At 63.4% G+C, this 21325-nt stretch carries 23 protein-coding genes and 1 pseudogene; 4 read left to right on the top strand and 20 right to left on the bottom strand.

The window, feature by feature from the left end; genetic code table 11:
• Positions 1-9 precede the first annotated feature (9 nt).
• The 9 genes from B5E41_RS17745 to B5E41_RS17705 form a co-directional block, all read right to left on the bottom strand.
• Positions 10-1608, bottom strand: a complete 1599-nt coding sequence (locus tag B5E41_RS17745) for a Do family serine endopeptidase (RefSeq protein WP_088395437.1) — start codon at positions 1606-1608, stop codon at positions 10-12.
• 147 nt (positions 1609-1755) lie between these two features.
• Positions 1756-2211, bottom strand: a complete 456-nt coding sequence (locus B5E41_RS17740) for a cytochrome c-type biogenesis protein (protein ID WP_088395436.1) — start codon at positions 2209-2211, stop codon at positions 1756-1758.
• A complete protein-coding gene (locus tag B5E41_RS17735; RefSeq protein WP_088395435.1) occupies positions 2208-4202 on the bottom strand; it encodes a heme lyase CcmF/NrfE family subunit in 1995 nt (664 codons plus the stop codon). Before B5E41_RS17735 ends, B5E41_RS17740 begins: the two co-directional genes overlap by 4 nt.
• Positions 4199-4705 carry a cytochrome c maturation protein CcmE gene (gene ccmE / locus B5E41_RS17730; RefSeq protein ID WP_088395434.1) on the bottom strand — a complete coding sequence of 169 codons (507 nt, stop codon included), beginning with the start codon at positions 4703-4705 and terminating at the stop codon, positions 4199-4201. Before ccmE ends, B5E41_RS17735 begins: the two co-directional genes overlap by 4 nt.
• Positions 4702-5832: a c-type cytochrome biogenesis protein CcmI gene (ccmI, locus tag B5E41_RS17725; RefSeq protein ID WP_088395433.1), complete on the bottom strand. Its 1131-nt coding sequence runs from the start codon at positions 5830-5832 to the stop codon at positions 4702-4704. Before ccmI ends, ccmE begins: the two co-directional genes overlap by 4 nt.
• 96 nt (positions 5833-5928) lie before the next feature.
• The gene (locus B5E41_RS17720) at positions 5929-6354 is read right to left on the bottom strand and encodes a hypothetical protein (protein WP_064801350.1); all 426 of its coding nucleotides are present in this window, start codon (positions 6352-6354) and stop codon (positions 5929-5931) included.
• A 119-nt stretch (positions 6355-6473) separates the two neighbouring features.
• Positions 6474-7877, bottom strand: coding sequence for a sensor histidine kinase (locus B5E41_RS17715; protein WP_088395432.1), 1404 nt, complete (start codon positions 7875-7877; stop codon positions 6474-6476).
• Positions 7867-8538 (bottom strand): response regulator transcription factor, encoded by a 672-nt coding sequence (locus tag B5E41_RS17710; protein WP_088395431.1) that lies wholly within the window; start codon positions 8536-8538, stop codon positions 7867-7869. The genes B5E41_RS17715 and B5E41_RS17710 overlap by 11 nt, the downstream gene beginning before the upstream one ends.
• 53 nt (positions 8539-8591) lie before the next feature.
• Entirely contained in the window at positions 8592-8840 is a 249-nt protein-coding gene (locus B5E41_RS17705) for a hypothetical protein (RefSeq protein WP_085777498.1), read from the bottom strand.
• 520 nt (positions 8841-9360) lie between these two features.
• Here B5E41_RS17705 and B5E41_RS17700 point away from each other — a divergent pair.
• Positions 9361-10584, top strand: a complete 1224-nt coding sequence (locus B5E41_RS17700) for an MFS transporter (protein ID WP_088395430.1) — start codon at positions 9361-9363, stop codon at positions 10582-10584.
• 262 nt (positions 10585-10846) lie between these two features.
• Here the strand turns inward: B5E41_RS17700 and B5E41_RS17695 are convergent, their stop codons facing one another.
• Both B5E41_RS17695 and B5E41_RS17690 read right to left on the bottom strand, forming a co-directional pair.
• The gene (locus B5E41_RS17695) at positions 10847-11152 is read right to left on the bottom strand and encodes a Dabb family protein (protein ID WP_064801342.1); all 306 of its coding nucleotides are present in this window, start codon (positions 11150-11152) and stop codon (positions 10847-10849) included.
• Positions 11153-11185: 33 nt separating this feature from the next.
• Positions 11186-11859, bottom strand: a pseudogene (locus tag B5E41_RS17690) (hypothetical protein); the annotation flags it as partial.
• 157 nt (positions 11860-12016) lie between these two features.
• On the opposite strand from B5E41_RS17690, the gene B5E41_RS31765 reads away from it, so the two are divergent.
• Positions 12017-12178 (top strand): hypothetical protein, encoded by a 162-nt coding sequence (locus B5E41_RS31765; protein WP_164517771.1) that lies wholly within the window; start codon positions 12017-12019, stop codon positions 12176-12178.
• A 9-nt stretch (positions 12179-12187) separates the two neighbouring features.
• Here B5E41_RS31765 and B5E41_RS17685 read toward each other — a convergent pair whose 3' ends face one another.
• The 4 genes from B5E41_RS17685 to B5E41_RS17670 form a co-directional block, all read right to left on the bottom strand.
• Positions 12188-12748 carry a TetR/AcrR family transcriptional regulator gene (locus B5E41_RS17685; protein WP_088395429.1) on the bottom strand — a complete coding sequence of 187 codons (561 nt, stop codon included), beginning with the start codon at positions 12746-12748 and terminating at the stop codon, positions 12188-12190.
• A 20-nt stretch (positions 12749-12768) separates the two neighbouring features.
• On the bottom strand, positions 12769-13230 hold the full coding sequence (locus B5E41_RS17680) for a nuclear transport factor 2 family protein (protein WP_088395428.1): 462 nt from the start codon (positions 13228-13230) through the stop codon (positions 12769-12771).
• Between the two features lie 77 nt (positions 13231-13307).
• The gene (locus B5E41_RS17675) at positions 13308-14240 is read right to left on the bottom strand and encodes a pyridoxamine 5'-phosphate oxidase family protein (protein WP_088395512.1); all 933 of its coding nucleotides are present in this window, start codon (positions 14238-14240) and stop codon (positions 13308-13310) included.
• Positions 14241-14296: 56 nt separating this feature from the next.
• Complete coding sequence (locus B5E41_RS17670; protein WP_088395427.1) at positions 14297-14908, bottom strand: glutathione S-transferase family protein; 612 nt, start codon at positions 14906-14908, stop codon at positions 14297-14299.
• A 131-nt stretch (positions 14909-15039) separates the two neighbouring features.
• On the opposite strand from B5E41_RS17670, the gene B5E41_RS17665 reads away from it, so the two are divergent.
• Complete coding sequence (locus B5E41_RS17665) at positions 15040-15930, top strand: LysR family transcriptional regulator (protein WP_088395426.1); 891 nt, start codon at positions 15040-15042, stop codon at positions 15928-15930.
• Between the two features lie 2 nt (positions 15931-15932).
• Here B5E41_RS17665 and B5E41_RS17660 read toward each other — a convergent pair whose 3' ends face one another.
• Together B5E41_RS17660 and B5E41_RS17655 are read right to left on the bottom strand one after the other, a co-directional pair.
• Entirely contained in the window at positions 15933-16301 is a 369-nt protein-coding gene (locus tag B5E41_RS17660; RefSeq protein WP_088395425.1) for a DUF983 domain-containing protein, read from the bottom strand.
• Positions 16302-16494: 193 nt separating this feature from the next.
• A complete protein-coding gene (locus B5E41_RS17655) occupies positions 16495-17898 on the bottom strand; it encodes an aminotransferase-like domain-containing protein (RefSeq protein WP_088395424.1) in 1404 nt (467 codons plus the stop codon).
• 215 nt (positions 17899-18113) lie between these two features.
• Between B5E41_RS17655 and B5E41_RS17650 the strand changes: the two genes are divergently transcribed.
• On the top strand, positions 18114-19019 hold the full coding sequence (locus tag B5E41_RS17650) for a S1C family serine protease (protein ID WP_088395511.1): 906 nt from the start codon (positions 18114-18116) through the stop codon (positions 19017-19019).
• 39 nt (positions 19020-19058) lie between these two features.
• On the opposite strand, the gene B5E41_RS31760 is transcribed toward B5E41_RS17650, so the two are convergent.
• From B5E41_RS31760 to groL, 3 genes are all read right to left on the bottom strand, one after another.
• Entirely contained in the window at positions 19059-19217 is a 159-nt protein-coding gene (locus tag B5E41_RS31760; RefSeq protein ID WP_176439427.1) for a hypothetical protein, read from the bottom strand.
• 3 nt (positions 19218-19220) lie between these two features.
• The gene (locus B5E41_RS17645; RefSeq protein WP_088395423.1) at positions 19221-19619 is read right to left on the bottom strand and encodes a hypothetical protein; all 399 of its coding nucleotides are present in this window, start codon (positions 19617-19619) and stop codon (positions 19221-19223) included.
• A 63-nt stretch (positions 19620-19682) separates the two neighbouring features.
• Positions 19683-21317: a chaperonin GroEL gene (gene groL, locus B5E41_RS17640; protein WP_088395422.1), complete on the bottom strand. Its 1635-nt coding sequence runs from the start codon at positions 21315-21317 to the stop codon at positions 19683-19685.
• Positions 21318-21325 lie beyond the last annotated feature (8 nt).

Here is a 21325-nt window from a genome sequence, read left to right as displayed (position 1 = left end):
CTTTGCGGATCAGCCCTGGCCGTTGATCGGAAGCGCGACGAAACGGCTTCCTTCGCTGGACTGGATCTGGAACAGCGCGCGGGTGCGGCCGTCCTTCTTGGCCTGATTCAGCACCTTGACGACATCGGCAGCGGTGGAGACCTCCTGGTTGTTGACCGAGGTGATCTTCTCGCCTTCCTTGATGCCCTTGTCGGCGGCGTCGGAGTCAGGGTCGATACCGGTGATCGCCAGGCCCTTGCCGTCATCGGAAGGGCCGACCGTCAGGCCGAGATCGGCGAGCGCCTTTTCGGAAGCCGGCGCTTCAGGCTGCTGCGGCTGATTGCTGTTGTCATCGGCATTGGCATCCTTCTGATCGGCCGGCAGCGTGCCGAGTTCGACCGTGAGCGACTGGGCCTTGCCGGCGCGCCAGACCGAAAGCTCGGCCTTGCTGCCCGGCTGCATCGCACCGATGCGGCGGCTGAGGTCACGCGCATCCTTAATGGTCTCGCCATTCAGCGCGGTGACGACGTCACCGGCCTTCATGCCGGCCTTGTCACCCGGCGATCCGGGCTGCGGGGCGACAACGAGGGCACCGCTCGGCTCGGAAAGGCCGATCGATTCGGCGATATCCTTGGTCACCGGCTGGATCTGGACGCCCAGCCAGCCACGGGATACCTGGCCGTCCTTCATCAGGTCGGCGACGACATCCTTGGCGGTTGAGGCCGGAATGGCGAAGGCGATACCGACGCTGCCGCCCGAGGGCGAGAAGATCGCGGTATTAATACCGACGACTTCGCCGTTGAGGTTGAAGGTCGGACCGCCGGAGTTGCCGCGGTTCACGGCCGCGTCCACCTGGAGGTAATCATCATAGGGACCGGAACCGATATCGCGGCCGCGGGCCGAGATGATGCCGGCGGTGACGGTGCCGCCGAGACCGAAGGGATTGCCGACGGCGACGACCCAGTCGCCGACACGGACATTGTTGTCGTCGGCCCAGTTGACATAGGTGAACTTCTTGCCCTTGCCGTCGACTTTGAGGACGGCGAGATCGGTGCGCGGATCCTTGCCGATCAACTTGGCATCGAGTTCGGTGCCGTCATTCATCACGGCGACGAAGGCCTGGCCATCCGAAACCACGTGGTTGTTGGTGACGATGTAGCCGTCCTCGGAGATGAAGAAGCCGGAACCCTGAGCGACCGGACGCAGACGGCCCTTGCCGGGACCATTCGGGCCGCCCGGGCCACCGGGGCCATTCTGGCCGAAGCGCCGCTGGTGGCCCTGCTGGTCGTTCGGATCCTGACCGAACTGCTTGAAGAAGCGCTTCAGCGGGTGATCGTCGGGCAGATCGTCGAAGCCGCGGCCATTGAAATCGAAGGAGAAGCCGTCATTGTTGTCGGCAACGGGATTGACGCGGTTTTCGACGCGAACGGAAACAACGGCGGGCGAAACGGCATCGACGACATTCGCGAAGCTCGGGACGGCGGGGGCCTGAACCTTGACGGCTTCGGCATAAGACCGGGTAATTTCGAGCGGAACGCCGGTCGCGAGCACAGCGGCTGCGATACCGGCGACGGTAGAAGCCTTGAGCACAGTGGCGAGGGACGGACGTCCGTTGAAATTGTTCAGCATTGGAGCACCTTCTCTTGTTCTTGGATCTTCAGACCGGCAGCGCCGGATCAGTCGATGACTTAAGATATAGGATGGCGCACCTTACTGCGAACTGTCCGGTCTATGAAAAGTTTGTAATGTTTCGAATGTTTAGGTCGCGGCATGCGGCTACTTTTCCAGAAGCTCGCTGAGCTTCGCCTGCTCTTCCGGAGTGAGCTTGCTTCCGGTCGGCCTGCCGGTCCTCTTGCGCGCAAAGACGAGCAGCGACACGCCGCCGGCAAGGACCAGCAGCACGGGCGCGCCCCAGAGTAACACCGTTCTCATGCTGAATCGCGGCTTCAGAAGCACGAACTCGCCGTAGCGTGAGACGATATAGTTGAGCACCGCCTCATCGCTGTCGCCATTGCTGATGCGCTCGCGCACCAGCAGGCGCAGGTCCTTCGCGAGTTCGGCATTGGAATCATCAATCGATTGGTTCTGACAAACCATGCAGCGCAGTTCGGCCGAAAGCGCGCGCGCGCGGGCCTCCAGCGCCGGATCGGCCAGCACCTCGTCGGGATTGACGGCGAAGGCCGGGACGGCCGAAAGCATCAGAGCCAGAACCAGGAGCAGACGCCGCATCATTCCGCAGGCTCCATCGCAGGCGTCGTCGGTTTTGCCTTAGCCTTTCTCCGCGGGGCGCCGACGCGCAGGCGCCGGTCGGAGAGCGAGACACAGCCGCCGGCGGCCATGATCAGCGCGCCGCCCCAGATGCAGAGAATGAACGGCTTCCACCAGATGCGCACGACGATGCCGCCGTCCTTGGTGGCGTCGCCGAGCGAGACATAGAGCTGGCTGAGGCCGAAGGTCAGGATGCCAGCCTCCGTCGTCGGCATCTGCCGGGCGGTATAGAGCCGCTTGGCCGACCAGGTGTCGGCAACCGCGACACCGGCGCGGCGGATGGTGAAGTGGCCGCGCTCCTCGGTGTAGTTCGGCCCCCTGCCCGCCCGCATGCCGTCGAACTGAAGGCTGTAGCCGCCGGCTTCGGCCGTCTGTCCCGGCTTCATCTCGACGACATGTTCGCTCTGGAAGGTGGTGACGGCGACGATGCCGAGCACACTGACGCCCAGCCCGGCATGGGCAAGCGCCGTGCCGAAAGCCGAGCGCGGCAGGCCCGACAGGCGGCGCCAGGCGACAGAGCCCGCCACCTTGCCGATGCCGGCGCGGTACCAGAGATCTGCTGCGGCGCCGAGGATCAGGAACAGCCCGGCCGCCAGCCCGAGCACGGAGAGCACCGGCCCGCCATGTTGGAGATAGAAGAAGACCAGAGCGGCGGCGAAGGCGAGGGCCGCGACAAGGTAGAGCCGCTGCAGGGCGCCGAGCAGATCGCCGCGCTTCCACGCCAGCAGCGGCCCGAACGGCACGATGACGAGCAGCGGCGCCATCAGCAGGCCGAAGGTCAGGTTGAAGAAGGGCGGCCCGACGGAGATCTTGTCGCCGGTCAGCGTCTCCAAGAGCAGCGGATAGAGCGTGCCGGTCAGCACCGTGCCGCAGGCGACCGTCAGGATCAGATTGTTGAGAACCAGCGCCCCCTCGCGCGAGATCGGCGCAAACAGCCCGCCGGCCGCAAGCTTCGGCGCCCGCAGGGCAAACAGCGACAGCGCCCCGCCGATGAAGATCAAGAGGATCGACAGGATGAAGACGCCGCGGGTGGGATCGCTGGCAAAGGCATGCACCGAGGTCAGCACGCCGGAGCGCACCAGGAAGGTGCCCATCAGCGACAGCGAGAAGGTCAGGATGGCGAGCAGCACCGTCCAGATCTTCAGCGCCTCGCGCTTTTCCATGACGAGGGCCGAATGCAGCAGCGCGGTGCCGGCCAGCCACGGCATGAAGGAGGCGTTCTCCACCGGATCCCAGAACCACCAGCCGCCCCAGCCGAGCTCGTAATAGGCCCAGTAGGAGCCCATGGCGATGCCGAGCGTCAGGCAGGTCCAGGCGGCCAGCGTCCAGGGCCTGACCCAGCGGGCCCAGGCGGCGTCGATGCGCCCTTCCAGGAGAGCCGCCACGGCAAAGGAGAAGCAGACGGAAAAGCCGACATAACCGAGATAGAGCAGCGGCGGGTGGATGGCGAGCCCGATATCCTGCAGCACCGGATTGAGGTCGCGTCCCTCGGCCGGGGCCGGATCGAGCCGCAGGAAGGGATTGGAGGTCAAGAGAATGAACAGGGTGAAGGCGAGCGAGATCCAGGCCTGGACGGCAAGCACATTGGCCTTCAGCGTCTCCGGCAGATTGGCGCCGAAGATCGCGACCAGGGCGCTGAACAGCGCCAAGATCAACAGCCAGAGCATCATCGAGCCCTCGTGATTGCCCCAGACGCCGGAATATTTGTAGATCAGCGGCACCAGCGAATGCGAATTCTCCCAGACGTTCTCGACCGAGAAGTCGGAGACGACATGGGCATAGGTCAAAACGGCGAAGGAGAAGGCGACGAGCGCAAACATGACAAGCGAACCGACGCTCGCCACATCCATCATCGCCCGATCATGGCGGCGGGCGCCGATGACAGGCACGATCGAGACGATCAGCGCCGTCGCCAGCGCCAGCACCAGAGCGTAATGGCCGATCTCGATGATCATGGCGTCGCTTTCGCCTCCTGCCCCTGCCCCGGATTTTGTTGGCTCTGGCCCTGCCCCTGCCCTTGGCCTTCCTGCCACAGCCCCTGCTGCTTCAGCTTGTCGGCCACCTCCTTCGGCATATAGGTCTCGTCATGCTTGGCGAGCACCGTGTCGGCTGTAAAGACGTTCGTTCCGGCGGCAAACATGCCTTCGGTGACGACGCCCTGCCCTTCGCGGAACAGATCGGGAAGGATGCCGGTATATCTGACCTTCACCGCATTGGCGCTGCCGTCGGTAACGGTAAATTCCACCGTCGAACCGGCGCCGCGCACGACGCTGCCGGCCCCGACCAGGCCGCCGAGCCGGATGCGGGTCTCCGGCGCCACCGGCGTCTTGGCCAGATCGGCCGGCATGTAGAAATAGGCCACCGACTGGCTGAAGGCGAACATCACCAACAACACCGCCGCAAGGATGAAACTCATCCCGCCAGCAATCACCGCAAGGCGCTTCTGCTTGCGCGTCATTGCGTCATTCCCTCCGTGGCAATGCCAAGTTCCCTGGCAAGCGCCAGCAATTGCCGACCCTGCTCGCCGGACGGCGGAAAGGCGGCAAGCCCGCGCTTCAGGGCGTCGGCTGCGCGATTCTTATCGTTCAATACGGCGTAAGAGCGGACGAGCCGCATCCATCCCTCGAAATTGTTGGGATCCTCGCTGAGCTTGGCATCGAGCCTTTCGACCATGCCGCGGATCATCTGCTGACGATCGCCGGCATTCATGTTTTCAGCCGCCGCCACATCTTCCGACGTCGGTCCACCGGGCGTCGCCGGCGGGGCGACCGCGCCGCCGTTCTTGGCGATATGTTCATTGACCAGCGGCAGCCAGGGCGCATCGGCCGGCGATTGCTGCGCCAGCGCCTCGAAGGCCCGGCGGGCCTCGTCGGCCCGTCCCGCCTGTTCCATGCTGAGCGCAATGTAGAAGCGGGCACGAGGATTATCGGGCTCCAGCGTCAGCGACTGTTCCAGCGCCTGGCGGGCCTCCTCCGTCACGACGCCGTCGGAGACCGCCATCAACGTCTCGGCAAGACCGTCGAGCCGGATCGGGCTCGGGCCAAGAAGCCGGATCGCGTTGCGGTAGGCCACCTCAGCATCGGCCACCCGCATCGTGCGGAAATAGATCGGCGCCAGCACGTCCCAGCCCTTGCCGTCGTCGGGATTTTGAGCCAGATGCCGTTCCGCCTTGGCGATCAGCACCGCCACGTCGTCACCGGGATTTTCCAGCCGCGCTTCCAGCGGCTGCGACGGCAGATCCGGCCTGCCTGTCGTCAGATAAAGACAGAGCCCGAGCGTCGGCAGGATCAAGAGGACGAAGACTTCGGCAAGGCGATGATGCCGTGCGGGTTTCTGCGTCATCTCCGCCTCTCCGGCAGAGACGGCGATCAGTCGTCGGCCGATTTCGGCTCTGGCGTAATCAGCCTCCTCAGGCGTGATCAGCCCGCCAGCAAGATCGCGGTCGAGTTCGCGCAACTGGTCGCGATAGACTGCCGCCTCGCCGGCGCGGCTGTTCTGCGCCGCCTTCGCACCACGCAGAAGGGGGTAGAGCAGGATGACGGCGACGGCTGCCGTCAAAACGGCAACGAGAATCCAGAACAGCATATCGGCCCAAATACGTGAAGCATACGCCTATTCCAACTGCCAAAGCCGGAATGACGAAGATTTGAGGCTATTCGCCGCAATCTAGAGCCGGATTTCTCAGCCGAGCGGCGACCAACTGCCGTCTTCGTTGCGGCAGGCTGCACCCCGCGCCACGGTTTCCTTGCCATCGACGGTCAGCGTATGGGTATATTGCCGGCAATTCTGCGATCCGACCTGATAGGGCGCGGCCGCCACGACCTTGCCTGTGACGTCCTTGCCGCTCCAGACTACCGGCTGGCCGACCGCCGCTCCTTCCAGCGCCCGATATTCCGCCTCAAGGGCCCGCTGCTTGTTGCTGTCGCTCAAGCTCACGCCGCTGCGGCCGACGATGCCGCCCTGGAGCGCGGTGATGAACGCCGCCGACGCGGAGGGTTTGCTCGAAAAAATGCCGCGCGAAGCGGCACCCTTCGTCGTCGTGCAGCCGGTGAGCGCGACGGCGATAAGAAGGATGGAAACCATCATGCCTTGCGAGCGTAGAATCATTGCGTCGAACCGCGATCAGAGGTCAAATTCAAGCCGATCGAAGTGCAGCGTCCCCGTGTCAGCATTATGGCAAAGCATGCTATACGTTTGCCACTATCCTTGTGACATCAAGCAGTTGGTCATGCAACATCCTTTGTGACGCCTGGCAGGATAAGCTTCGCCTTCAGGCCGCCCCATTCGCCGCGGGAGAGCTCAAGCCTTCCCTGATATTCGTTGGAAATCTCGGTGACGATCGAAAGGCCGAGCCCGGTTCCCGGCTTGCTTTCATCGAGCCTGCGGCCACGCTTCAGCGCCTCGCGGATCTGGTCGGGCTCAAGGCCGGGCCCGTCATCCTCGACGGCAAGCTCCACCCAGCGCCGGCGGGCGCTCGCCTCCGCCCCTTTCACGTCCTCGCCAGCCTCGATGGCCGAAAGCCGCACCCTGCTCTTAGCGAAGCGCGCCGCATTTTCCAGGAGATTGCCGACGGTTTCCTCGAGATCCTGCTGTTCCATGGCGACGGCAAGATGCGGCGGCGAGACGATAAGATCGAATTCGGTATCAACGTTCAGCCGGCGCATGACGCGCACCAGCCGCTCCAGCGCCGGTTCGGCATCGGTGCGGGCCAGCACGGATTCGCGCTGGGCGGCGATGCGGGCCCGGTTGAGATAGGATTGCACCTGCCCTTGCATCGATTCCGCCTGGCTGCGCACCAGTTCGCCATGGGATTTTTCCAGCACCCGCGCCTCGTTGAGCAGAACGGCGATCGGCGTTTTCAGCGAATGCGCCAGGTTGCCGACCTGCATGCGCGCCCGCTCGACGATGCGGCGGTTGCTGTCGATCAGCGCGTTCACCTCGTTGGCGAGCGGCAGGATTTCGCGCGGGAAGTCGCCCTTCAGTTGCTCGCTCTCGCCGGCGCGGATGCGCTCCAGGGCGGCGCGCGCCTTGTCGAGCGGCTTCAGGCCATAGAGGATCGCCAGCGCATTGACGATCAGGCTGCCGACGCCGAAACCGGCGAGCGCCAGATAGAGGCTGTGGGAAAAGGTGCGGACATCGTCCTCGACGACATCGACATTGCCGGTGACGCGGAAGCGCGCCGCACGCCCGTCGGTGTCGAGCACCACTTCGGTTTCAGCCACCTGCACGCGGTTCCCGGAGGCGTCCGTCACCTGATAATAACGCTCGTAATTCTTGTCGAAAGGCGCCTCGACGACGGAGGGTACCGGAATGAGCGCCGAGCCGAGCGAGGGGGAGACCAGCGGCGCAGTCGTATAGGTGCCGAGCGGCTCCACCACCCAATACCAGCCGGTCTTCGGCTGAGCAAAGCGCAGATCGCCGAGCTGCGGACTCCCGCTCAATGCCCCCTGATCGCCGATCGTCACGGAATTGATGACATTATAGAGCTGGGCCCGCAGCAGATCCTGGAAACCACGTTCGGCGCTCTTGCGGTAGAGCGTGGAGATCAGCAAGCCGATCACCACCAGCGCCACCGTCGACCAGACCGTGGTCAGCAGCAACACGCGTGCGGTGAGCGACTTAATTCGCATGTTTCGGCGCTTGGATGCGGTAGCCGAGACCGCGCACCGTTTCGATCAGGTCGACGCCCATCTTCTTGCGCAGGCGGCCGACGAAGACCTCGATCGTGTTGGAGTCGCGGTCGAAATCCTGATCGTACATGTGCTCGACCAGTTCGGTGCGCGAGACGACCTCGCCCATGTGATGCATGAGGTAGGAAAGCAGCCGATATTCGTGCGAGGTCAGCTTCAGCGCCGTGCCGTTGACCGTCGCCTTCGAGGATTTGGTATCGAGCCGGACAGGCCCGCAGACGATCTCCGAAGATGCATGCCCGGCGGCGCGCCGGATCAGCGCCCGGATGCGCGCCAGCACTTCCTCGACATGAAAAGGCTTGGTGACGTAATCGTCGGCTCCGGCGTCGATGCCGGCAACCTTGTCGCTCCAGCGGTCGCGCGCCGTCAGGATCAAAACCGGCATAGCGCGGCCGGCGCCGCGCCATTTTTCCAACACGGTGACACCGTCCATCTCCGGCAGGCCGATATCGAGGATGATGGCGTCATAGGGCTCGGTATCGCCGAGGAAATGGCCTTCTTCGCCGTCGAACGCCTGGTCGACGACATAACCCGCCTCCTTCAGCGTGTCGGTCAGCTGCCGGTTCAGGTTGACGTCATCTTCGATTACCAGGATGCGCATCGGTCCGCCTTCGTCCGCTTTAAATCGATCGTGTTTGAATAGACCGATTCCGCTTACATCGGAACCTTTACTGTTACCTTGCGTGGACGCTGGCCATTGCCCGACACGAGAACGGTAATGATGCAGCTATCGCCCACCGGTTGCACGGACAGGAGCTGGCCGCCCGTCTGTTCGACGACCTGGGCTGCGGCGGCGCTGCAATCGCCAGCCACGCGCAGGACGAGGGTGCCTGCGCCATCCGGTGAGGGCGCCGATGCCACCAGTCCGGCGGCCACTACTGCGACGCTCAGAGGAAAGGCCATGTCTTACGCTTTCAAGGTAATTCAACTTGCTGCGAATATGTACTCAAGCCACCTGAATGGCAAATGAATGCGCTGTAATACAGGGCATTTAGAACCGTTCTCGACTGTTTGGGGCAATCGATTTCAGCCCTTGGAATCGGCGGCTGTCACAAGTGCCGGCGGTCCGCCTGGCGCCTGGAAACAAGGCGCCCCGTCGCTGGAATCCGGATGCTGGCCAGCTCCTCCGGCAAGCATGCAAATCCGGGGTGATCCCACCGCGGTCATCGTTTCCGAACCGGCCGCGTCGTTCTGATTCGCGCCGAACAGCAATTACGCCAGGCCGGCCGACAGCGGCACACATCAGGGCGCAGGGGGTCGTCCTCAAATTGTACCGCTCTCTCATGTCGTTCGCTCATCTTTTCATCCGTTCGAGAAAAAACGCAGGCGTCAGGCATAGCGGAATTGCCGATCGCGGCTTTCGCCGGCTGGTTGAAACTGCTATCCCTTGCTGGCCTCGCATTTCAGAGCCCTTTCAGTCCCAATGCCAAATTCCTTCCGCTTCCGTTCGGCGCAGACGGTCACCGTGCTTGCCGCTACCCAGCTGATCGGCTGGGGCACGACGTTCGACATGCTCGGCGTCATGGGCCGCGCCGTGGCACCGGCTCTCGGCGTGGCGAACGAGGTTATCTTTGCCGGCCTGACGATCATGATGGTGGTCAGCGCCATTGCCGGCCCGACGACCGGCCGTTGGCTCGGCCGCTATGGCGCCGCCCGGGTGCTTTCGGCCGCCTCGCTGATCTTGGCGCTCGGCCTCTCTCTGCTGGCGGTGGCAAACGGCATTCTGCTCTACGCCGCCGCCTGGCTCGTCATCGGCATCGGCGGCGCATTGGGTCTCTCGGCACCGGCCTATACCGCCGTCGTCGAACGCGAAGGGATAAACGGCAAACGCGTCATCGCCATCCTCATGCTGTTCACCGGGCTATCGAGCACCATCTTCTGGCCGATCCTCAGCCTGCTCAACGAGGCGGTCGGCTGGCGGCTCACCTTTGTTTTCTGCGCGGCGCTGCAATTCTTCGTCTGCCTGCCGCTGCATCTTTTCGCTCTGCCGAAGCCGATCGTGACGCATGCCGAGAGCAGCGCGGCGGAGATTCCGCCGGTGCCATTGTCGAAGCCGGCTCGGCGCAAGGCTTTCCTGCTGATTGCCGCGGTGACAACGATCTCGACCTTCGTCACCTTCGGCATCGCCCCATCGCTGCTCGAAATCTTCCGCCAGTCCGGGGCTTCACCGGCGCTCGCGCTCCAGCTCGGCTCGGCGCGCGGCGTCCTCGGCATCTCGGCCCGTTTCCTCGACATGCTGGTCGGCCGCCGCGGCAACCCCATCCTCAGCGCCGTCATGGGCATCAGCCTGACGCTAATCAGCTTTCTGATCATGCTGACAGCCGGCCCATCGACGCCGGTCCTCGTCACCTTCATCCTGCTCTACGGCTTCGGCTCGGGCGTGATGGCCGTCGCCCGGGCCCTGCTACCGCTGGCGCTGTTCTCGCCGAGCGAATTCGGCCTGCATTCGGCCCGGCTGTCACTGCCGCAGAACCTCGCCAATGCCATCGCTCCCGTCGTCTTCACCGCCATTCTAGATCGCGCCGGCACCGGTCCGGCGCTGCTCGCCTGCGCTGTTCTCTCAGCATTGGCGCTCACTCTCGTGCTGATGCTGATGGCGCTGGTGCGGGACGCCGGGGCACCGGAGCCGAGCCCGGTCGTTTCGTGAGGCTCGGGCCTGGACGTCAGCGGTTCCGAATATCTCTCGATCAGCATCTTCAGGCCGCTGCAGCTGTTCCGACGAGCCATGATCCGTCGTGATCGGCGAGTCTTTTGAGTCCCTTGCGGCGGGTTTCTCGAAAAGTGATTCCGGTGTCTCAGAAGGTCGGCCCGTGTCGCAACGACCTAAATCCGAAAAATCGCTCGTCTCTCCGAAAAAATGGCGATTTTCCACCATTGCCCCAAGCGCGGCTACCGGAGGAAGGCCGGCGTCAGAGCGGCCGCGTCACGGCCGTGCGGCTGTCGTAATCGGCGGCGATGCGCTTTTCCCGAAGCGGGCGCACGCGCTCGATCGAACGCTGGTAATCGGGGTGCGCCTTATAAGCAGCGAGAGCCGCCTCATCGTCGAATTCGCCATAGACCACGAGATCGATCTCGGTGCCCAGCTGATCGGTCTTCACATTGGAGCCGATTTCCAGCAGGCGCGCGTATGGAATGGCGGTCAGGATCGAAAGTCCCGCCCTCACCTCCTCCAGATGTTCCTCCTGCACGGTGAAGAAGACGATATGGCGGATCACGCGGAAGCTCCTGTCAGATTCCAGAGGGTTGGCCCGCGCGATAACACGCGCGCCGTGGGCCTTCAACCGCGCGGCCTGCCCTGCGCGGCATCCGGACGCAGTGCCGCATGGAAGGCCTTGGCGTAACCCGCAAGCTTCTCGGCCCGGTCGGTGCCGTTGACGATGCGCCGCGCATTGACCCAGTCCTCGGTCATCGCATTCAGGTGATCGGCGAGTTTGTGGCCGGTAAAGCTGCCCTGCAGCATGCCTTCGATCAGGATCGTCACCGCCGCCTCCATCTCCATCGCCCGATCCGGATCGGCAACCAGATCGATGCCCGTCAGCGCGCTCATTGCATCGTAATTCCGCTTATGTGTGAGCTGTACCAGTCCGCGCCCAAGCCAGCAGCGGCCATCCTCGTCCGGCCGCCAGTAGGGCGTCTTCACCCAGGAGAGCCGGCCTGCGGCAAAGGCTGCCTCCAGGATCTCGACCGCGCGCGCATCGCTCTCAGCCAGTGTCTCGCGCACCGGCTGCATCGTATAGGCGGTCTCATGATAGGCGGTTGCGAGGATATAGGCCAGCCATCGGCGGTCGGTCGGCGCAGACCGCTTTTCCCAGGCGTCGAGAATCGCCGTCATCCCCACTACCTGGGGATGAGTCAGCTCTCCCCTGAAGAGCTCGCGCCGTACAGCGTCAAAAAAGAATAACCGGTTCATGTGAACAACCATTCCGCGCTTCCCGTAAGCCTTGTGGTTAAAACGGTCTTAATCGATTAAAATAAACTTAATCGTTTGAAGTGTCTAAGCCCCTGATTTACACGCCTTTTGTCTTGTGCAATGCATTTTTCACGCCCTGAAGCCTTACCACCACAAGAGGAGACTTCCGATGCAGACGCCCGCCAACACGCAGACCACCATTCCCCAGCATGTCGTCGACCAGATGGAAAATGAGTGGCGCCAGATTCGCCTTGAGCGCGAGAATACCCGCCCGGCACCGGCAGCCTCAACAGCAGCGCTGATAGATACAGGCAAGGCGGCGCGGATGTAAGGCCTGACCTCATCGTGTTGCAGCCTCAAGCCGGTTCCCCAGCGCTTCGAGCGACCGGGTGAAGACCTTTCCATCTCTGAGTGCGCGCGACAGTACCAACGCGCCTTGAATGCCGCAGACGCCTTCCTCAGCGAGCGTCTGCGCCTCCGTCTCAGCACAGCCAGCCCGCATCAGCGCCGAACTCAACGCCTCGATCCAGCGGATGAAATAATCGGCGATCTCCGACGAAAACCGCGCGCGGGTGTCGTCGAGCGCGAAGGCGCCGACAAGGCAGATGCGGCCGCCGGCACGGAAGTAGTCATTGACATTGACCCACATCGCCGCAATCGCCTGACGGGCGTCGTCATTTCTCAGCGGCCGATAGATCGCCTGTTCGAACCAGGCATCGATATCGGCGAGCACGGCGCCGGCCATCTCCTCCTTGCCGCCGGGGAAGAAGTGATAAAGGCTGCCCTTGCCGATGCCGGTGCGTTCGGTGATGCGGCTGAGCGTGGCGCCCTCATAGCCGAGTTCGCGGAAGGTTTCCGCGAGCAGCGGTACGATGTCGGCGCGTTCGTAGACGGTCTTCACCGGTCCAAGTTCATCCTATTCTAGAGGCCGAGCTCGGTCAGGCCGGGATGGTCATCCGGCCGCCGGCCGAGCGGCCAGTGGTATTTGCGTTCCGTTTCCCGGATCGGCAGATCGTTGATGCAGGCGAAGCGACGCTGCATCAAGCCGGTGGCGTCGAATTCCCAATTCTCATTGCCGTAGGAGCGGAACCAGTTGCCGCTGTCATCGTGCCATTCATAGGCAAAGCGCACGGCGATGCGATTATCGGTAAAGGCCCAGATCTCCTTGATCAGCCGGTAATCCAGTTCCTTGGCCCATTTGCGGGTGAGGAAAGCGACGATCTCGCTGCGGCCGGTGATGAATTCGGCGCGGTTGCGCCAGCGGCTGTCCGGCGTATAGACGAGCGAGACGCGCTCAGGGTCACGGCTGTTCCAGCCGTCCTCGGCAAGCCGAACCTTCCGGGTGGCAGTCTCGAGAGTGAACGGCGGGACGAGGCTGGACATGGTCTTCTCCTGTACTGATCCGTCTCCACTGTACCGATCGGTATATTAGTTTGCAAGCGGTCTGATGAGGCGTTTTCTCAGCGGTCGAGATTGCGGCTCCAGCGCAACGGCAGGGCATCAGGGCGAAACACTGTGTTTTCAGGGGTAAAACGCCAGAGTCTTTCGGCCCTTTCAAAGCTGGCGATCTCAGGCGAAGACAGCAATATTTCAGCTCTTCCGGTCATCTGCAGCATGTCGCCGGTTTCGAAATCGACGAAGACCAGCCCGGCCTTCGGATTGACGAGAAGATTGCCGAGCGTGTTGAAGAACCGGTTGCCGGGAAAATCGGGGATGGTCAGCACGCCATCGGCGCCGAGCCGCACGAAGCCGGCATTGCCGCCGCGATGAGAGACATCGACCTGCCGCTCGCCATTATCACGATCGACATAGGAGGCAACGAAAAACGTATCGGCGCCCTCGGCCACGCGCCTCGCCTGGTCGTCGAGGATGACGGAGTGAACCGGCCGCATCGCGGTCGGTTTATCGGGATCGCGGACAAAGGCGGCCGCGCGCGGCTGGATATATTGCGGGCAGTTGCCGAAGCTCTGGCCGACCCGCAGGCGGAAAGCCTCGGCATCCGTCCTGCGGATGACGCCGTTCAGCCGATTGCGCCTGCGGGTCTCGAGCTGGATGCCGAGCAGCGCAATCGCGTCTCCATCTTCCATGCCGGCATCGGCAGGATCGTCCGGATCGCGCCGCAGATCGACGTCGAGAGCCTCCGGCACCGGCGAGGACATGAATCCCGGCCGTCCCGCCCGCATCGTCGCCCAGACATCGCCCTTGGCGTCGACCGCGCCGAGCACGACGAAAGGCAGCATCGGGAAGAAGGCGCGGTGCTGTTCGGGCATGGCCTTGCGGATGAAATTGCGTCCCGGCCCGTCCATGCGTTCGACGACGCCGATACTGCGCTGCATGGCAAGTTCGCCCTCATGCCAAGGCGATGCGGTATCCTGTCCTGTCTCGTTCAGCATCATGGCCTCCTTATGATCATCGGGAGGCCGGGACGGTGCTCCGCCCCGGCGGCTCATCATGCGGCAAGGCCGATCTTCGTCTTGCGAAAGCCGACGAAACCCGGCAGCGCCTCGACACGCGCAAGCCATACGCGGACACTCGGATAGGCCGAGGTATCGACATTGCCCTCCGGCGCATTGGCGATGTAGCTGTAGAGCGCGATATCGGCGATCGTCGGCCTGTCGCCGAGCAGGAAGCTGCGGGCGCCGAGCTCCGCCTCGACCAGTGCAAGGATGCGGTGTGCCCGGGCGATCACCTCCTCCGTGCGGAAATCGGCGCCGAAGACGGTGATCAGGCGGGCCGCACACGGCCCATAGGCGATCTCGCCCGCGGCGACCGACAGCCATTTCTGTATCCGCGCCGCCGCAACCGCGTCCTCCGGCAGCCAATCGGTGCGGCCGTATTTGCGCGAGAGATAGACGAGGATGGCGGAGGAATCGGCAATGACCGTGCCGTCATCGTCGAGAACCGGCACCTGGCCGAAGGGATTGAGCTTGAGGAAATCCGGCGCCTTGTGGGCGCCCGCCGCCAAGTCGACCTCGACCAGTTCATAGGGCACACCAAGCAGCGACAGGAAAAGATGGGCGCGATGTGAATGGCCGGACAGCGGGTGATGGTAGAGTTTCATGATGGCTCCTCTGCGAACGAAGGCGATTGGCGATGGCTGCTTGGAACCATCGGAGTGAATCTACAGCCTTCCACTGAGACGCAGTAGAATGCTAATCTGAAAGACAGAGTTCCAGTTTATGGAAGGATAAGATGGACCGCCTCGAAGCCATGACCGTGCTTCTCACCGTCGTCGAACAAGGCAGCCTGTCGGCCGCCTCACGGCATCTGCACTCGCCGCTTGCCACCATCAGCCGCAAGGTTTCGGAACTCGAAGCACATCTCGGCGCCCGGCTTTTGCAACGCAGCAACCGGAAGATCGCGCTGACAGAGGCCGGCCGCTCCTATGTCGAAGCGGCGCGGGAGATTCTCGACCGCGTGGAAGAGGCGGAACGGGCGGCGGCCGGCGAATACAGCGCGCCGAAGGGCGAGCTGACGATGACGGCGCCGATCGTCTTCGGGAGGCTACATGTCCTGCCCGTCGTGGTGGACTTCCTGAAGGCCTATCCCGATATCAATCTGCGGCTGATGCTCGGCGACCGGCTGGCAAACCTCGTCGAGGATCATATCGACCTGGCGCTCAGGATCGGCAATCTGGCCGACAGCAACCTGATCGCCACAAGGCTCGGCGCCATCCGCCGCACGGTCTATGCAAGCCCGGATTATATCGCCCAAAGCGCAATCCGTCACCCCAGCGATCTTTCCGAACATGACTGCATCACCTTCGAGGGCATGGCCTCGACGCGAAGCTGGACATTCGTCGAGGGCAAACGCGACCTCGTCGTGCCGATCCGCTCACGGCTTGCCGTCAACACCGCCGAGGCGGCCGTAGATGCCGCCGTCGCTGGCCTCGGCATCACCCGCGTGCTCTCCTATCAGGCCGCCCGCGCCGAGAAGGCAGGCCTGCTGGCGCCGCTGCTTGCTGATTTCGAACCGCAACCGGCGCCGGTGCATCTCGTCTATCCCTCGCAGGGGCTGGTGCCGCTGAAACTGCGCGCCCTCATCGATTTCGCAACCCCGCGCCTGCGCGCAACGCTGAAATAGCGTCAGGCAAGCCTGCCCTCTTCCGCCTTGTAGAAATACTGGCTGGCGACCAGCCATCCTTTCAGCGGCCTGAGCGGCGGAATGCAGGTCGCGAGCATGAAGGGGCCGGTGACGAGAAGCTGCACCCAAATCGGCGCCGAGAATGCCACCTCCAGCCAGACGCCGAGCAACACGCTCGGGATGCAGGCGAAGCAGATGACGAAGAAGGCCGGGCCGTCAGCCGGGTCAGCGAAGGAATAATCGAGGCCGCAGGCCTCGCATTGCGGCTGCAGCGTCAGGAAGCCTTTGAACATATGGCCTTGGCCGCAGCGCGGGCAGCGTCCCCTGATGCCGGTATGCATCGGAGGAAGCGGGGGATATTCGGTGTCCATGACGATGTCGTCCTATCTTGCGGCTCATTCAATGCCGCACAATGTATGCATGCAATATAGATACATTGCATGGGAGGCGCCAATCAATCTGTCAGATTGCCGCAGAGGTCCGCTGGTCAAGGACCGGTCGCAGATGTCGCAAATCCATTCGAGGACGGTCCCGCCTGGCAGGCCCAGCCGCGACGGCGGCGGATCAGAAGAACGAACTCGCCATTTCCGGCGGACCCTCGAGCGCATGGGCCATGAACTCCAATGCGCCCTGCAACTTCGCCCGTGCGATCGGGCCGCCGAGGCAGACCCGGACTGCCTCGGGTGCGGCGCCCTCGACCGTGAAGGCATCGCTTGCCACCACGCCGATGCCGGAGGCATGCATATGGCTGCCGAAGGTGGAACGGGTCCAGCCGTTGCTCAGCGGCAGCCAGATATTGAAGCTGATCGGATCGGCGCGGTAGCTGCCGGCGGGCAGGATGGCGGCGACCATCTGCTGGCGGGCGCCGGCCTCGGCGCGGATGAAGCGCAGGATCGCATCGGCCGTGCCGTCCTCGATCCAGCGGGTGGCGAGCGCCATATTCAACGGAGAGGCCATGACGGTGTTGGCGCGCATGGCGCTGACGAAGGGCCACACTGCCCGGGTGTCGGGAGCCACCACATAAGCAAGGCGCAGGCCGGCGCCGAGGCATTTCGCCAGGCCGCCAATATGCCAAGTCAGATCGGGCGCCGTTGCCGCAAGCGGCGCGGGCCCTTCCTGCGGGATGAAGCCGTAGGCATCGTCCTCGACGATCGGCAGATGATATTTGCGAGCGACGGCTGCGATTTCCTCGCGGCGACCAGACGAAATCGTCAGCGTCGTCGGGTTCTGCAGCGTCGGATTAAGGTAGAGCGCCTTCGGCTTCAACCGCTCGCAGGCACTGGCCAAAGCATCCGGCCGGATTCCGTCCCCATCCATCGGCAGGCCGGCAAGATTAAGCCGCAACTGGGCGGCGATCGAGCGCATGCCGGGATAGGTGACGATTTCCGAAAGCACGGTGTCGCCGGGCTTTGCCAGCAGGCCGAAGATCGCCAGCAGGGCCGGATGGGCGCCCGGCGTGACGAAGATCCGCTCCTGCGAAGGGGTGAGACCGCGGCGGCCGAGCCAGGCGGCGGCGGCCTCCTTGTCCATGCCGGCGCCGCCGAAGCCTTGATAACGCAGAAGCGGGATCAGGCTCGCCGCCACCGCCGACATGCCCTCACGCATGCGGGCGATCAATTCCGGATCGTCCGGTTCCGGCGGCAGGTTCATCGAGAAGTCGACAACCGACCCACGGCGGGGATCGGGCGCGGCATCGGCGCTCAAATCCTGGCGCTGCCTGACCGCAGCGCCGGTGACGAAGGTGCCTCGGCCAACATGGGAATCCACCAGGCCGCGCTTCTGCGCCTCGACATAACCCCTCGCCACAGTGGTGAAATCGACGTTCAGCCGTTTGGCGAGTTCGCGCTGCGGCGGCAGCCGGTCACCTGCCGCCAGGTGACCGCTGCGCAGATCCATTTCGATCAGATCGGCGATCGCCATGTAACGCGGGCTGCTGCTGCGGCTGAGATCGGGATGCCAGTCCTTCATGTCGTGATCCGTGCACGTCTGATTCCTGGATTGACTGTATATTGTTGCGCAGCGCCCCACCACCCCCGCATATTCCGGTATTCCTTCACGCCAGCAGATGCGGTTGCGGAAATTCCCGCCGCTCCAACCTTGCCGCCGCCCCTTCATCTCCTTACCTATGGAAGGAGAAGTGCCGGCTTTCGGCGTTGCGCGGCGGCACTCATCAGGATGAAAGCATGAATATCGATCCGATCTTGCGGTCAGTCGTGGCCGTCCGTTCCACCATTCCGGAAGATGCCTTCACGGCGGAGACGCTGGGTACCGTCCGCGAGGGCAGCGGCGTGGTCATTCGCGACAATGGGCTGGTGCTGACCATCGGTTATCTCATCACCGAGGCCGAGGAAGTCTGGCTGACGACCCTTGACGGCCGGGTGGTTCCCGCCCATCCGCTTGCCTATGATCAGGAGAGCGGTTTCGGGCTGCTGCAGGCGCTCGGCGTTCTGAACGCTCCGGCGGTGGATTTCGGCGATGCGGCTGCGGCCAAGCCCGGTGATCCAGTCGTGCTTGCCGACGGCGACGGCGAATATGTCCGGGCAAATATCGTTGCCCGGCAGGAATTCGCCGGTTATTGGGAATATCTGCTGGACGAGGCGATTTTTACCGCGCCGGCTCATCCCGCATGGGGCGGCGCGGCCCTGATCGGCGCGGACGGCAAGCTTCTCGGCATCGGTTCGCTTCGTCTGCAAATGAGCCAGGACGGCGAGGTCGCCGATATCAATATGGTCGTTCCGATCGATCTTTTGCCGCCGATCCTCGACGATCTCCTGAACCGCGGCCAGGTCAACAAGCCGCCGCGGCCCTGGCTCGGCGCATTCTCCGCCGAGAGCAGTGGCGGCGTGGTGGTGATGAGCGTCGCTGAAGGCGGCCCGGCCGCCGAGGCCGGCCTGCGTCAGGGCGATATCATTTCGGAAATCCGCGACGAAGAGGTCGATGGCTTGGCTGATTTCTACCGCAAGCTCTGGAGCAGCGGCCCGGCCGGCGCCGAGATTCCGATGCGAATTCTGCGCAACGGCCGGGAAGCCTGGCTGCGGATCAAATCCGCCGACCGCAACAGCTTTCTGAAAAAGCCGCAGCTGCAGTAGCAATGCGCGCGCCAGAGATCCTTGCTCGCAAAGGCGACCTCAGATCAGCCGGCGGTCATCTTCCGGCGCCGCTTTCCGGCGACGCGGGCGGTCGTTGGTTGCTTTGCCGTCGGCCGCCGCGTGAATTTCCTTGAAGCCGTCGCCGCCAGCTTCTTCTGCCGGCGGCTGCGGGTCGCTCTTCTTCACGAAACGAATCATTGGTCAGGTCCCGACGGCAAGCGCCGTGGTGCAGCCTTGAACACTTCGGCTGTCGGCAGACGTCTGCCCGGGCATGGTCGCCCAACCGCCGGCTTCAATGAACTGACGCTGCTTGTAGCCTTCGGTCATCGCCTTGAACTCGATCAGTTTAGCGCTGGCATCCGGCGCCGCATTAAACCGCTCGACGCAAATGGCGGACGCCAGTTCTCCGCGTGCAATGTCACCGGCGGCTGCTGCCGCTTTGCTCGATGTGCCACCTGTTACCCAACCTCCCCAGCTGAACCCGATGACGATCGTGGCGATTGCCGTGACGACGCAGGCCCAGACGAGAAGCGTCTTGGATGGCTGGTAACTGTCGAAACGCTGGCTGATTGATGTCTTGCTGCTGCTCTGCACGGACATTGGAATTCTCCTTGTTTACTTCGGGTTTGCCATCCGGCGACGCCGGATCGGTTCAGGCTGCTTTCAGTATCCCATATCGCCCATGCCGCTATTTCCGACTGCAGGGGCAGAATTTCTTGCTGGAATGTCGGCGATCATCACCTCGGCAGTGATCAACAGCGCCGCGATCGAACCGGCGTCCTGCAGAGCAGTGCGCACGACCTTGGCAGGATCGACGATGCCGGCTTCGACCATATCGACATAGGTCTCGGTCTGTGCGTCGAAGCCCTGATTGTGATCATTGCTGCCGGCGAGTCTTCCAACGATGATCGAGCCCTCGAACCCGGCATTCTCGGCGATCTGCCGGATCGGGGCTTCTAGCGCCCTGAGCACGATCGAGATGCCGGCCGTCACGTCGGCGTTCTCCCCAACCATTCCCGTCAGCGTCGACTTCGCGCGCAACAGCGCCACGCCGCCGCCGGGCACGATGCCCTCTTCGACCGCCGCACGGGTGGCGTTCAGCGCGTCTTCGATGCGATCCTTCTTTTCCTTGACCTCCGTTTCGGTGGCGCCGCCGACACGGATGACCGCGACGCCGCCGGCGAGTTTCGCCAGGCGCTCCTGCAGCTTTTCCTTGTCGTAGTCGGAAGTGGTCTCCTCGATCTGCGCCTTGATCTGCTGGATGCGCGCCTGAATAGCCGCTTTCTCGCCGGAGCCGTCGATGATCGTGGTGCTGTCCTTATCGATCAGCACGCGCTTGGCGCGGCCGAGCATATCGAGCGTGACGTTCTCGAGCTTGATGCCGAGATCCTCGGAGATCATCTGACCTGATGTGAGCACGGCAATGTCTTGGAGCATGGCCTTTCGGCGGTCGCCGAAGCCTGGCGCCTTGACGGCCGCGACCTTCAGGCCGCCGCGCAGCTTGTTGACGACAAGCGTCGCCAGCGCCTCGCCTTCGACATCCTCCGAGATGAGCAGAAGCGGCCTGCCGGTCTGCACAACGGCCTCCAGAATGGGCAGCAGCGCCTGCAGACTTCCGAGCTTCTTCTCGTGCAAGAGGATGTAAGGATCCTCGAGTTCCACGCGCATCTTCTCGGCATTGGTGACGAAATACGGCGAGAGATACCCACGGTCGAATTGCATGCCCTCGACGACGTCGAGTTCGGTCTCGGCGGTCCGCGCCTCTTCGACGGTGATGACACCCTCATTGCCGACCTTGTCCATCGCCTTGGCGATCATCTCGCCGACGGCGGCGTCGCCATTGGCGGCAATGGTGCCGACCTGCGCGATCTCACCTGATGATTTGACCTTCCTCGCCCGCGCCTGAATCTCCTTGACGATAGCGGTAACACCGAGATCGATGCCGCGCCTGAGATCCATAGGATTTATGCCGGCCGCGACGAGCTTTGCGCCCTCACGAAAAATGGAGGCGGCGAGCACCGTCGCCGTCGTCGTGCCGTCGCCGGCAAGATCATTGGTCTTCGAAGCCACCTCGCGCACCATTTGCGCGCCCATGTTCTCGAACTTGTCGGCGAGCTCGATCTCCTTGGCGACGGTGACGCCGTCCTTGGTAATGCGCGGCGCGCCATAGGCCTTGTCGATGACGACGTTGCGGCCCTTCGGACCAAGCGTCACCTTGACCGTATTGTTGAGTAATTCGACGCCACGCAGCAAATGATCGCGCGCATCGGTGGAGAATTTGATTTCCTTGGCAGACATGATTTCTA

This window comes from Rhizobium esperanzae (assembly GCF_002204185.1).
Taxonomy (GTDB): Bacteria; Pseudomonadota; Alphaproteobacteria; order Rhizobiales; family Rhizobiaceae; genus Rhizobium; species Rhizobium esperanzae.
This window is presented reverse-complemented; position numbering and strand designations above follow the sequence as displayed.

What these genes read in the sequence shown, in the direction of transcription:
- B5E41_RS17670 (WP_088395427.1), bottom strand. Translation starts at nt 14,908, where the DNA reads ATGAAACTCTACCATCACCCGCTGTCCGGCCATTCACATCGCGCCCAT.
- B5E41_RS17705 (WP_085777498.1), bottom strand. Translation starts at nt 8,840, where the DNA reads ATGGCCTTTCCTCTGAGCGTCGCAGTAGTGGCCGCCGGACTGGTGGCA.
- B5E41_RS17740 (WP_088395436.1), bottom strand. Translation starts at nt 2,211, where the DNA reads ATGATGCGGCGTCTGCTCCTGGTTCTGGCTCTGATGCTTTCGGCCGTC.
- B5E41_RS17655 (WP_088395424.1), bottom strand. Translation starts at nt 17,898, where the DNA reads ATGAAGGACTGGCATCCCGATCTCAGCCGCAGCAGCAGCCCGCGTTAC.
- B5E41_RS17745 (WP_088395437.1), bottom strand. Translation starts at nt 1,608, where the DNA reads ATGCTGAACAATTTCAACGGACGTCCGTCCCTCGCCACTGTGCTCAAG.
- B5E41_RS17650 (WP_088395511.1), top strand. Translation starts at nt 18,114, where the DNA reads ATGAATATCGATCCGATCTTGCGGTCAGTCGTGGCCGTCCGTTCCACC.
- B5E41_RS17710 (WP_088395431.1), bottom strand. Translation starts at nt 8,538, where the DNA reads ATGCGCATCCTGGTAATCGAAGATGACGTCAACCTGAACCGGCAGCTG.
- B5E41_RS31760 (WP_176439427.1), bottom strand. Translation starts at nt 19,217, where the DNA reads ATGATTCGTTTCGTGAAGAAGAGCGACCCGCAGCCGCCGGCAGAAGAA.
- B5E41_RS17660 (WP_088395425.1), bottom strand. Translation starts at nt 16,301, where the DNA reads ATGGACACCGAATATCCCCCGCTTCCTCCGATGCATACCGGCATCAGG.
- B5E41_RS17680 (WP_088395428.1), bottom strand. Translation starts at nt 13,230, where the DNA reads ATGTCCAGCCTCGTCCCGCCGTTCACTCTCGAGACTGCCACCCGGAAG.
- B5E41_RS17665 (WP_088395426.1), top strand. Translation starts at nt 15,040, where the DNA reads ATGGACCGCCTCGAAGCCATGACCGTGCTTCTCACCGTCGTCGAACAA.
- ccmE (WP_088395434.1), bottom strand. Translation starts at nt 4,705, where the DNA reads ATGACGCGCAAGCAGAAGCGCCTTGCGGTGATTGCTGGCGGGATGAGT.
- B5E41_RS17715 (WP_088395432.1), bottom strand. Translation starts at nt 7,877, where the DNA reads ATGCGAATTAAGTCGCTCACCGCACGCGTGTTGCTGCTGACCACGGTC.
- groL (WP_088395422.1), bottom strand. Translation starts at nt 21,317, where the DNA reads ATGTCTGCCAAGGAAATCAAATTCTCCACCGATGCGCGCGATCATTTG.
- ccmI (WP_088395433.1), bottom strand. Translation starts at nt 5,832, where the DNA reads ATGCTGTTCTGGATTCTCGTTGCCGTTTTGACGGCAGCCGTCGCCGTC.
- B5E41_RS17700 (WP_088395430.1), top strand. Translation starts at nt 9,361, where the DNA reads ATGCCAAATTCCTTCCGCTTCCGTTCGGCGCAGACGGTCACCGTGCTT.
- B5E41_RS17675 (WP_088395512.1), bottom strand. Translation starts at nt 14,240, where the DNA reads ATGCTGAACGAGACAGGACAGGATACCGCATCGCCTTGGCATGAGGGC.
- B5E41_RS17735 (WP_088395435.1), bottom strand. Translation starts at nt 4,202, where the DNA reads ATGATCATCGAGATCGGCCATTACGCTCTGGTGCTGGCGCTGGCGACG.
- B5E41_RS17720 (WP_064801350.1), bottom strand. Translation starts at nt 6,354, where the DNA reads ATGATTCTACGCTCGCAAGGCATGATGGTTTCCATCCTTCTTATCGCC.
- B5E41_RS31765 (WP_164517771.1), top strand. Translation starts at nt 12,017, where the DNA reads ATGCAGACGCCCGCCAACACGCAGACCACCATTCCCCAGCATGTCGTC.
- B5E41_RS17645 (WP_088395423.1), bottom strand. Translation starts at nt 19,619, where the DNA reads ATGTCCGTGCAGAGCAGCAGCAAGACATCAATCAGCCAGCGTTTCGAC.